The organism is Nonomuraea sp. NPDC001831 (assembly GCF_042892035.1).
In the GTDB taxonomy this organism is placed as follows: domain Bacteria; phylum Actinomycetota; class Actinomycetes; order Streptosporangiales; family Streptosporangiaceae; genus Nonomuraea.
The window spans coordinates 482,333-494,584 of sequence record NZ_JBIATU010000003.1; the positions used below are offsets into that span (position 1 = coordinate 482,333).

The window sequence follows — 12,252 nt, forward strand, 5'->3', positions numbered from 1 at the left end:
TCAGCGCCTCCCCGTGGTGATGTTCAGGTCGAGCAGCGAGCTGGCGTCGTCCGGCGGGCCGGGATCGGGACCGTGGCCGGGACCGGCGGCGCCGGCCGGAACCGGGTCGCGGGCCGGGTCACGGGCCGGCTCGTGGGCCGGGGCCGGGTCGCGGTCCAGCCACAGGCGCCTGCGCCGGAAGACCGGCGCGGGGGCGGGCTCGCGTTCGGGCCGCGCGCCCGACCGCGGGGGCGGCTCGCTCAGCACGAGGTGCGCGTTGGTGCCGCCGAGCCCGAACGAGCTCACGCCCGCGACCCTGGGCGAGGGCCAGTCCCGCGGCTCGGTGACGGGCTCGAAGGGCGAGGCGGCGAAGTCGAAGCGCGGGTTGGGCCGCTCGCAGGACAACGTCGGCGGGATCAGTCCGTGCTCGACGGCCAGCGCCGCCTTGATCAGCCCGGCGATCCCGGCCGCGCTGAGCGTGTGGCCGATGTTGCTCTTCACGCTGCCGATCGCGCACGTTCCCGGGTCCCCGCCGCCCTCGGCGAACACCCGCGTCAGGGCGCGCAGCTCGATGGGGTCGCCGATGAGCGTGCCGGTGCCGTGCGCCTCGATCAGGCCGATCTCGCGCGGCGTGCGGCCGGCCGCCGCCAGGGCCCGGCGGACCACGTCGGCCTGGGCCTCGGGGTTGGGCGTGGTGACGCCCATCGTGCGGCCGTCGTTGTTCACCGCGACCGCCTCGATGACCGCGTGCACCCGGTCGCCGTCGGCCAGCGCCGCGCGCAGCGGCTTGAGCAGGACGACCCCGCACCCCTCCCCCGGCACGAACCCGTCGGCGCGCTCGTCGAAGGTGTGACACCGGCCGGTGGGCGACAGCGCCTTGGCCGCGCTGAGCTGGAGGTAGTCGTTCTCGTCCAGGAGCACCTCCACCCCGCCCGCCAGGGCCACCTCGGCCTCCCCGGCGAGCAGGCTCTGCGCGGCGAGCTGCACGCCGACCAGCGAGGAGGAGCAGGCGCTGTCCACGACGAGGTTGGGGCCGCGCAGGTCGAAGTGGTGGGCGACCCTGGCCGCGATGAAGTTCTGGTCCGAGGCCAGCCCGCCCGGCCGGACGCCGACCCGGCGCCCGTAGTCGGACATGCGGGCTCCGGCGAACACGCCGGCCCGGCGTCCGCGCAGCTCGGCGGGGTCGTAACCGGCGTCGGCCAGGCAGGCCGCGCAGCACTCCAGGAACATGCGGATGGCCGGGTCGAGGGCGCGGGCCTCGTCCTCGCCGAGGTCGAAGTAGTCGTTGTCGAAGTCCTCGATGCCGTCGACGAAGCCGCCCCACTTGCTGATGCTGCGGCCGAGGGCGGGTTCGGGCGAGTACAGCTCGCGGTGGTCCCAGCGGGAGAGGGGCACCTCGCGCACGTCGCACCGGCCCTCGGTGAGGTTCCGCCAGAACGCGGCCACGTCCGGCGCGCCGGGGAACCGGCAGGCCATGCCGATGATCGCGATCCTGCGATCCTCGGCGACACCGGGAAGGGCAGAGGCAGGGGCGGCCGGACGGTCGGCGGTCGGTTCGGGGACGTCCGGACGGTCGGCGGCCGGCTCGGGGACGTGCGCGCGGTCGGCGGCCGGCTCCGGGACGCCCAGGCGGTCGCGGAGTTGCTCCAGCGTCGGGTAGTCGAGCAGCAGCGACGGTTCCAGGCTCTCTCCGAGCCGTTCCTCGATGCGCTGCACCAGCTCGGCCAGCATCACCGACTCGACGCCGAGGTCCCCGAACTCCGCCGTCGGGTCCAGCGCGTCCACGGGGATGCCGATCGTCTCGGAGAACAGCACGGCCAGCCAGTCGGGCCCCTCAGCGGCCCGCGCCGGCTCGGGAGCCGGGTGGGCGGGAGCCGGGTGGGCGGGGGCCGGGCGGCGGTCCGCCCGCTGGGGCAGCCGGATCAGCGCCGGGACGTCCACGGACGCGCCGGACGGCGGGCACGGCAGCACGGTCGCGCCGCGCGGCAGCCCGATCACCCGGTCCAGCACCCGCAGCCCGTCCCGGTCGGTGAGGGACGCGAGCCCGACGGCCTCGCCGACGTTCGGCTTCCCGCGCGCCCCGCCGGACTCCCGCCACTGCGGCCAGTCGACCGACCGGAACTCGGTCCGCCCGGACCGCCGCCTGACCCCGGTGCAGTAGTCGAGGAAGGCGTTGGCGGCGGCGTAGTCGGCCACCCCGGCGGCCAGCGCGGGCACGGCGGCGCACACGGAGGAGAAGGTGACGAAGAAGGCCGGACGGTCCCCGGCGCACGCCTCGTCCAGCGCCTCCAGGAGGTCGGCCTTGGGGACGAGCACGGCCCGCAGGTCGTCCTGCGACTTGTGGGCCAGCGACGGACGTCCCTGGCTGGAGCGTCCCGCGCAGTGGACGACGCCGCCGATCGGGCCCAGCTCGCGCCGCACGCCGTCCAGGAAGGCGGGCACCCCGGACGGCGGCCCGGTGTGGACGACCACCCGGGCGCCCGCGCGTTCCAGGTCGAGGACGGTGGCGACGGCCTCCTCGCCGGAGCCGTCCCACTGGTCGCGCGGCGGCAGCGGACGCACGCCGAGCAGGGCGAGCCGGCGCGCGCCGCGCTCGGCCAGGTGGCGGGCCACCAGCGCGCCCAGCCCCCTGGTGCCGCCGCTCACGACATAGACGGCCGCGGGATCGAGCTGCGGCTCGGCGTACGGCGCGGACAACTCCCGCAGATCAGGACGGAACCGCTCGCCATCGCGGTAACACACCTCCCCGTACGGCTCGGCGGCCGCCCATTCGGCGCGGATCTGCGCGGCCGTGGGCCGGTCGCTGTCCAGCACCGTGGCCGTGACCGCCGGGTACTCGGCGGCGAGCATGCGCACGAACCCCGCCATCCGCGCCCCCGCCAGGCTCGGCGACGGGCCGCCGAGGTCCAGCAGGCCGCTGGTGACGTGCAGGATCCTGAGCGGGCGGCGCCGGGCGAGGGCGTCCCGCAGGACGGCGAGCCGGTCCAGCTCGCCCTCCGGGTCGGCCTCGCCCAGGTCGCGCAGGTCGATCCAGCCGGTGAACTCCTCCGGGACGGGGTCTCCCGGGCCCACCGGCACGACGTGGTCGCCGAGCGAGCGCGCCAGTTCCTCAGAGGCGTCGCCGAACAGGCACACCACGGTCCCGTCGCCGAGCGTCCCGGGGTCGTGGGCGGGCTGCCCGGCCGGCGCCCAGGTGCGTTCGAACAGCGGTATCTCGGCAGCGGCCGGTTCCCGGCCCCCGAAGGCTTCCCGGCCGGCGGCGGCCGGTTCCGGGTCGCCGGCCGCGAGTTCCGGGTCGCCGGAGGCGGGTTCGAAGGGCCAGCAGCGCATCCGGTCGAACGGGTACGACGGCAGCCCCACCAGCCGCGCCCCCGGCGGCGGCGTCCAGTCCACGTGGCCGCCGTCCACCCAGTGCCGTCCCAGCTCCAGCAGGTCGCCGGGACGTCCGGACAGCTGGTCGCCGGACCACCCGGACGGCGGGACGCCGGGGCGTGTCCGGCCGCGCAGCACGTCGGCGGGCTCCGACCGGGCGAACCGCTCCAGCCGTTCGCACAGCTCCGCCACGTCCGAGACGACCAGGGCGAGCCGTTCGCGCAGCGGTTCCCGTCCGATGCGGAGGGTGTGGGCGACGTCGGCGAGGCTCTCGGGCGTCGCGCGCAGGTGACCGGCCAGCCGGCCCGCCATGGCCCGCAGCCGCCGCTCGTCGTGCGCCGACAGCACGATCAGCTGCGGCCCGGCGTCGGACGCGCCGGTCGCGGCGGGCATGCCGGTCGCGGCGGGCGCGGTGGCCGCGGCGGGCGCGGTGGGCGGGGCCTCCTCGATCACCGCGTGCGCGATCGTCCCACCGGCGCCGAACGAGCTGAGGCCCGCCCGCCGGGGCGCGCCGCCGGGCCCCTCGGGCCAGTCGGCCGCCTCCCGCTGCACGCGGAAGGGGATCTCGTCCCAGGTGATGTCCGGGTTGAGCTCGTCGGCGTGCAGGGAGGGCACGAGCCGCCGGTGCCGGAGCTGGAGCACGATCTTGGTGAGCCCGGCGATGCCGGCGCCCGACTCGACGTGCCCGAGGTTGGACTTGACCGAGCCGATCGGGATGCTGCCCGGCGCGGCCCCCGTCTGCCCGAACACCCGCATGAGGGCGTTGATCTCGATGGGGTCGCCGAGCGCGGTGCCCGCGCCGTGGCATTCCAGGTAGCCGATGCCGGCGGGGTCCACGCCCGCGTCGGCGAGCGCGCGGGCGACGAGCTCGCCCTCCTCGACGGGGCTCGGCACCACCCAGCCGTTCGTCCGGCCCGAGTGCACGACGGCGGTGCCCCTGATCACCGCGTGGATGCGGTCGCCGTCCGCCTTGGCCCTGGACAGCGGCTTGAGCAGGACGACCCCGGCGCCCTCGGCGGGCACGAAGCCGTCGCCGCCGGCCCCGAAGCTGTGGCAGCGCCGGTCGCCGGCGGTGAGCCGCATGCGGGCGTGCTGGACGAACTTGTTCGGGTGCAGGTTGAGGTTGACGCCGCCGGCGATCGCCAGCTCGCACTCCCCCTGGCGCAGCGACCGGACCGCGAGGTGCAGCGCGGCCAGCGACGACGAGCACATCGTGTCGACCGACATGCTGGGCCCCTTGAGGTCCAGGTGGTAGGAGACGCGGTTGGCCACGCCGCCGAGCGTCGCGCCGGTGTCCTGCGGCGTGCCGCGCAGGCTCTGCTCGACGCCGAAGAAGGGGTACTCGTTGTACATCACGCCCGCGTAGACGGCGACGTTCGAACCGTGCCGGTCGCGCAGGCGGGTGCGCGGGTAGCCCGCGTCCTCCAGGGCCTCCCAGGTGACCTCCAGGAAGACGCGCTCCTGCGGGTCCATGAGGGCGGCGTCGCGCGGGGTGATGCCGAACAGCAGCGGGTCGAAGTCGGTGACGCCGTCGAGGAAGCCGCCCCACATGAGGTCCACGGGCCAGCCGTCGCGGGTCCTGTCGGCGGGGACGCGGGAGAGCGAGTGCCGCCCGGCGGCCAGGTTCTCCCAGAACGTGCCCAGGTCGGGGGCGTCGGGGTAGCGCCCGGCGATCCCGATGACGGCGATCGCGCCGTCGTCGGCGGCGTCGGCGTTCCCGACGACGTCGATCGCGCCGTCGTCGGCGGGATAGGCGCTCCCGGCGGAGCGCGGTCCGGTCCGGTCCGGCCGGTCCGCGGGGGGCGGGGCGGAGGTTCTGGCGGACAGCGCGGCGGCGACCCCGGCCAGGTCCTTGTGCTCGAAGAAGAGCGTGCGCGACCGCTCGCCGAGGTCCCGCTCCAGCCGCGCGTTGAGCTCGACGATCTGGGACGACGTCAGCCCGTACTGCTCCAGCGGCACCCGCGTCCCCAGCCGGTCCGCGTCGATGCCCGAGACCTCGGCGTAGACGCCCTTGAGGTAGTCCTCCATGTCGCCGGCGGCGGCCTCCGCCACGACCGGCTCCGCCCGTTCGATCCAGTACGGCTCGGCCTCGAACGGGTAGGAGGGCAGCGCGACCCGTCCGGGCGGCTCCGGCCAGAACCGGGCCCAGTCGACGTCCTGACCGGCCACCCAGGCGGCCGCTGCCTCGGCTTCCGCGCCGGTCGGACGCCCGCCGGCCCGTCCGGTGAGCACGGACGGGTGCGTCCTGCCCGCCGCGAACGCCTCCAGCCCCTCCCGCAGCCCGGCCGCGTCGCGGCAGACGACGGCGAGCCGGTGCGCGAGGGCGGCGCGCCCGGTCTGGGTGGTGTAGGCGATCCGGCGCACGTCCCGCTCCCCGGCCCCGGCCAGGCGGCGCGCGGCGGTCACCAGCCGCTCCTCGGTCGCGGCGGACACCAGGACGGCGTGCTCCTGCCCGTCCTCGGCCGCGCTGTCCGGGGTCTCCTCGGGAAGGGGCGCGCGGACGACGGCGTGGGCGTGCGTGCCGGTCGCCCCGAAGGCGTTGATCAGCGCCCGCCGCTCGCCGGTCCACGGCCGCGGCTGCTCCGGCACGGTGACCGCGTCGGTGGGCGGCTCGGCGAGCAGCGTGGGCGCCAGGCGTCCGTGCCGCAGCTGCAGCAGCACCTTGGCGAGCTGGGAGGCGCCGGACGCGGCTTCGAGATGGCCGATGTTCGGCTTGAGCGTGCCCGCCGCGACGGGCTCGGACCGCTCGCCGAAGACCTCGGCCAGCGCCTCGGCCTCGGCCGCGTCGGCCAGCGCCGCGCCGGCCGCCGCGCACTCGACGTAGGAGACGTCGCCGGGCCCGGCACCGGCCCGCTCCAGGGCGCGGCGCATGGACGCCGCCATGGCGTCGGCGCTCGGCGCGGTGAACCGCCCGGTACGCCCGGTGTGCGCGACCCAGGTGGCCTCGACCACGCCGTGGACGGCGTCCCCCGCCCGGACGGCGTCCGCGACGGGCCGCAGCAGGAAGGAGCCGACGCCCTCGCCGACCGTCCAGCCGGGCCGGTCGGGGTCGAAGGCGGCGGCGCCGGCCTCCTCGGCCAGCAGGCCGAGCCCGGCCAGCAGCCCGGCGTGGTAGGGGTCGGCGAGCAGGTTGACGCCCGCGACCACGGCCGCGTCGCAGTCGCCCGTACGGATGGCCTGGGCGGCCAGGTGCAGGGCGGTCAGCGTGGACGAGCACGACGTGTCCACGGCGATGCTCGGCCCGGTGAAGCCGAAGAAGTACGAGACGCGGTTGACCATGTCGGACGCGGTCGCCGAGACCACGGCCGGGCCGCCCGCGCGCCAGGCGGCGGCCCCGGCGTGCTGGTAGTCGTGCCACATCGAGCCGACGAAGACGCCCACCCTGGGGGCGGTCGCGTGCAGCGAGTCGGGGGTGTGACCGGCGTGCTCCAGGCACTCCCACACGCTGTGCAGCAGCAGCCGCAGCTGCGGGTCGAGCGTCGCGGCCTCCTTCGGCGAGACGTGGAAGAGCAGGCTGTCGAAGCGGTCGATGTGCTCCAGGTAGCCGCCGGGACGCTCGCCCCTGGGGCTCGGGCCCAGGCTGCGGGCGCCGGTGCTGAGGTTGCGCCAGAAGCCGTCCAGGTCGTCGGCGCCGGGGTAGCGGCCGGCCATGCCGATCACGGCGAGCCCGGCCGGCCGTTCCTCGGGCGCCGGCTCGGCGCGGAGGGCGGGCTGGGCGCGGAGGGCCGGTTCCGTCTGCGGGGTGGAGAGCACAGGAGTCGCGAACACGGGGACGGCGTCGCCGGTCGCGTACTCGGCGGGGCCGCCCAGGAACGCCTGGAGGAAGCGGTGGCCGTCGTCCAGGTCGAACTGGTCGCGCACCTGGTCGAAGGCGACCTCGCCGATGGGACAGAGCCCGATGCCGCAGGCCGCCTGGCCGGTCATCAGGAGCTGGCCCAGGTAGCCCGCCTCCAGGGTCAGGTAGCGCAGGCTCTGCTCGCCGTACAGGGGCTCGATGCCCTTGGTCTGGCCGATGAGGTAGAGGCTGAAGGCGGCGCGGTCGTACAGGTCGCGGTTGTAGACGAAGTGGGCCGTACGGTCGAGCTCGGGGCGGCCGTTCACGAGGTGGAGGGCGTGCTCGACCGGGTTGTAGTAGTAGATCCCCTCGGCGACGCCGCTGATCGCGCCCTTGGTGACGTGCAGGTACGCCTGCACGGCGTAGGTGTCCCCGGCCGACGGGTACAGGTGGCGCGCGCGGTCGCCGAGCCGCCGTTCGCGCAGCAGCCCGAGCAGCCGGCACAACGACCGGTACGGCAGTGGGCCGGGCGCGAAGTCGCGCACGCTGGCCCGCCAGGCGAAGTGCTCCTCGGGCACGTCCAGGCGGTCGAGGCGGATGAGGCTGGCGTCCGGCTCCAGCGGGCGCAGGTTCCACTGGCCCGCCTTGAACGCCTCCCGGTCCTCGGGCGAGAAGAAGTCGACCTCCCCCGGCCCGTCCGCCTCGACACCGGCCTCGACGGGATGTTCGGCGGGCGTCTCGACGGGCTGTTCCGCAGCGGGCTTCGCAGTGGAGGGCTTCTCCGCGGCGGGCTTCTTCGGCGCGGGCGTGTCGGCGGGGGCGCCGACGACGGCGGCGATGCCGGTGACGGTCGGGTTCTCCAGCAGCAGCGCCACCGGCACCCGCCTGCCGTACCGCTTCCGCAGCGCCTTGGAGACCTGGACCATGGTGAAGGAGGTGACGCCCTGGTCCCACAGGTCCTGGCCGGGATCGACCTCCTCGACCCCGATCAGCTCGGCGAACAGCTCGGCGATCTCCGTCACCGCCCGCCCCGCCACCTCGGGCTCCGGCTCCGGCTCGGGTTCCGGCTCGGGTTCCGGCTCGGGGGCGCGGTCGGTGAGCGGCCACGGGAGCGCGTCCCGGTCCAGCTTGCCGTTGGCGGTGGCCGGGAACGTGCTGACGAACGCCACGTGGTTGGGCACCATGTACGCCGGCAGCGTCCCGGCCGCGTGCGCCCGCAGCTCCCCGACGTCCGGCTCCGCGCCCTCGGCCATCACGTACGCGACCAGCTTCCGCTCCCCCGACCGGTCGTCGCGGGCCAGGACGACGACGTCCCGCACGCCCGGATGTTGCCGCAGCCGGTGCTCGATCTCGCCCAGCTCGACCCGGAACCCGCGGATCTTCACCTGGTTGTCGGCCCGCCCGAGGAACGTGATGTTCCCGTCGGGCAGCAGCGCGGCCCGGTCGCCGGTCAGGTACATACGCCCGCCCGCGAACGGGTCCGGCACGAACCGCTCGGCGGTCAGCTCGGGCTGGTTGCGGTAGCCGAGGCTCAGGCACCTGCCGCCGATGAACAGGTCGCCCTCCACGCCTTCGGGGCAGGGCCGCCGGTCCTCGTCGAGGATGTAGTAGAGGGCGTCGTCGATCGGCCGCCCGTACGGGATGCTCCGCCACGACGGGTCGACCTCGCCCACCTCGAACCAGTTCGACCAGACGGTGGCCTCGGTGGCGCCGCCCAGGCTGACCACCCGCGCCCGCGGGAAGGTCGCGCGCACGGCGTCCGGCAGCGGCAGCGGCGTGTAGTCGCCGCTGAGGAAGACCAGCCGCAGGTCGCCGGTGCCCTCCTCGCCCTGCCGCTCGGCCAGCAGCGGGGCGAGCTGGTTGAGCGTGGTGGGCGCGGAGTTCCAGAACGTGATCGGCTCGTCGATGAGCACGTCCAGCAGCAGTTCGGGGTCGCGCTGCTGGCCCTCGTCGGCGATGTAGAGCGAGGCGCCCCGGCCGAGCAGGCCGAAGATGTCGAACACCGACAGGTCGAAGCCGAGCGAGGTGACGCAGAGGCCGACGTCGGAGGCGTCGAAGTCGAAGGTGCGGTAGCACCAGTCGAGCAGGTTGAGCAGCGGCCGGTGGCTGACCTCGACGCCCTTGGGCTTGCCGGTGCTGCCCGAGGTGAAGATCACGTACGCGAGGTCGTCCACGGTGCCGGCGAGGGGCGGGTCGCCGCGGTCGTCGCCGCCGGCGTCCAGCTCGACGGCGCGCACGCCCTCGGGCACGGCCCAGCCGGGCGTCTGCGCGCAGGTGAGCACGATCCCAGCGGCGGCGTCGTCCAGCATGACGGCGGCCCGCTCGTCGGGCAGGGACGGCTCCACCGGCAGGTAGGCGCCGCCCGCCTTGTGTATCCCGAGGACGGCGGCCACCATGTCGGGCCCGCGGCACAGGCGCACGGCGACCACCGTCCCCGGCCCCACGTCCAGCTCCTTCAGCCGCCAGGCGACGGCGTTGGCGCGCCGGTTCAGCTCCCCGTACGTCATGGTGCCGCCGGCGTGCCGCAGCGCGACCGCGTCGGGACGGGCGGCGGCCTGCCGCTCGAACAGCCGGTGCGCGGGGCGCAGCCGGTCCTCGAAGGCCGCGAACAGCTCGGCGAGGTCGGGGAACTCCGGCTCCAGGGCGTCCCAGTGGTAGTGCAGCCGGTCGCCCTCCCTGATGACGATGCAGTCGAGCGCGACGTCCGGGGTGTAGGTCATCCAGGGCCCGGCCTCGACGCCGTCCGGCAGGGGATGGTCGGTCAGGTCGAGGGTGCTGGTGTAGACGACGGGGAAGGCGTAGGCGCGGCGGCGGCGCTCCTTCATGACGTGGCCGCGCAGCGTGGCCAGGCCGGTCAGGGCGCCGTTCGCGGCGTCGGCGGCGATCCGGTCCGGGTAGGACTCCGCGTCGGTGACCCAGCTCAGGGCGGTGTGCTCGCCGGGACGTCGCGGCTCGGACTCGGCGGTCCAGCGCACCACGGACACGCTGAACGGATCGGCGAAGCGGGCGCGCAGCGCGCCCGCCAGGGCGGCGAAGACGGTCTCGTCGGACACCGCGGCGACGCTGCCGCTCAGCCGGACGCGGCGCGCGGGCGTGGTGGCCACCTCGGGCCCCGGCGGCAGGTCGCGGAACCGCTCGGCCCAGTAGCCCCCTTCGTGCGGGCGTTCCAGGGTGCCCGGCGCCTCGGCGGGCGGCCGGGGCTCGGCGGACGGGTCGGCGTACAGCCTGAACAGCTCGCGCAGCACGATGTGGATGCTCCGGCCGTCCAGGACGGCGAGGTCGACGGCCGCGTGCACCGTCTCGCCGCTGACCCGCAGCTCCCAGTGCGGCCAGCGGCCCAGCGGGAACGCCCGCCCGGCCATCTCCGCGGCCGTCTCCCCCGCCGTCTCTCCCGTGTCGGCGCCGGGGATGTCGGGGATGCTCCAGTTCTCCGGCGCGTGCGGCCTGACCCGCAGCGTCCCGTCGTGGGTGACCTCGGAGCGCAGCGCGTCGTGCGCGGCCACCAGGCGCAGCCAGGCCCGTTCGAGCCGGTCCCGGTCCAGGTCGCGGACGTGGAAGCTGTGGTGGACCTGGCAGCCGTCGTAGGGGTGGGAGCCGCCCGCGCGGGCCACGTAGTACGCCTTCTGCAGCTCGTTGAGCGGCCGGATCTCCTCCTCGCCGGTGTCGGCGGCCAGGGCGCGCAGCGCGTTGGTGAAGCGGGCGAACAGGGTCTCCGGCTCGCCGGGCGCGAAGCACCCGGGCACCAGGTCCCAGCGCACCCGCAGCTCGCCGTCGTGCTCCCACATCTGGTGGTCGAGGGCGACGCCGGAGGTCTGGCTCAGCGCGTACGTCACCGGCGGCACGGCCTCGTCGGGCCGGGCGTCCAGCAGGCTGGTGAAGACGACGGGCAGCGCCGTGCGCTCGCGCAGCTCCCGCATGACGGTCACGCCGGGGACGCCCGCGTGGCCGAGGTCGCGCCACAGCCGCCGGTGCACCTCCTGGACCGCCTCGGGGAGCGGCTCGCCGAGCGTGCTCTCGGCGGCGAACACGGCGGTGCCGGTGAACGGCCCGACCACCTCGTCCACCTCGCGCGGCAGCCAGGCCCGGCCGGTCGTGGTCACGGCCAGGGAGCAGTCCTCCCCCCTGCCGACCGTCTCGGCGAACAGGGTCAGCACCAGGGCGGTCGGCGAGACGTCCAGCTCGGCGGCCCTGGCGCGCAGGGCGCCCCACTGGGCGGCGGTCAGCGAGCCGGTCAGCGCGGAGCGCGGCGACCCGTCCGGCACGCCGGCGGCGGGGCCGGGCGGCAGGTCGGCCAGGCGTTCCCGCCAGTAGTCCAGGTCCTCCTGGTGGCGGGGGCCGCGCCGCTGGGCGTCCAGCGCCAGCAGGCAGTCGCGGACGGACAGGCCGCTCTCCTCCAGCGTGTGACCGGGGTCGCGGTAGCAGCGCCACCAGTCGCGCAGCAGCACGTCGAGCCCGCGGCCGTCGGTCACGCTCGCGTCGATGCCGAAGTGCACGGTCCCGGGCGTGGTGACCTCGACGGCGAACGGCGGCCAGACGCCGGGCTCGTACCGCCGGTGCGCGAGGCGTTCGCGGGCGCCGGGCTGGTCCACCGGCAGGTCCCAGGAGGGGGCCCGGTCCAGGATCCGCTGGGTGCCGTCCTCGCCCAGTTGCAGGCGCAGGGCGTCGTGGTGGTCGACGACGCGTTGCCAGGCCGCGCGCAGGCGGTCGGGGTCCACGCCGGGCACCTCGAACTCGCGGTAGACCTGGCAGCCGACCGGGTCGGGGGTGGCGTCCTCGTCCGCGCCCATGACGTACGCCTGCTGCAGGGGCGTCAGGGGGAACGGCTCGTGCCGGTCGCCGGGGGCCGGGCTGATCTCGGCCACGGTCACGGGGGCGTCGTGCTCGGCCGTCCCGGCCAGCTCGGCGATCCGCGCGGCCAGCTCGGCCGGCGTCGCGCAGCCGCCCAGCCGCTCGACGGGGAAGTCCAGCGAGAACTCCCGCTGGATCTCGAACCACACCCGTACCGCGGAGATCGAGTCGAGTCCGCTGTCCTTGAGTGATGCGTCGGGGGTCAGCTCCGCGCCGCCGGGCAGCACCTCGGCCAGCAGGCGGATGACCGTCTCCGTCACGCGCTCGTCGTGCTTCAT

1 protein-coding gene is annotated in these 12,252 nt (G+C 75.7%); it reads right to left on the bottom strand.

Features of this window, described 5'->3' with window-relative positions:
• Nucleotides 1–12,252, bottom strand: a complete 12,252-nt coding sequence (locus tag ACFYYW_RS13160; RefSeq protein ID WP_387648071.1) for an amino acid adenylation domain-containing protein — start codon at nucleotides 12,250–12,252, stop codon at nucleotides 1–3.

What these genes read in the sequence shown, in the direction of transcription:
- ACFYYW_RS13160 (WP_387648071.1), bottom strand. Translation starts at nt 12,252, where the DNA reads ATGAAGCACGACGAGCGCGTGACGGAGACGGTCATCCGCCTGCTGGCC.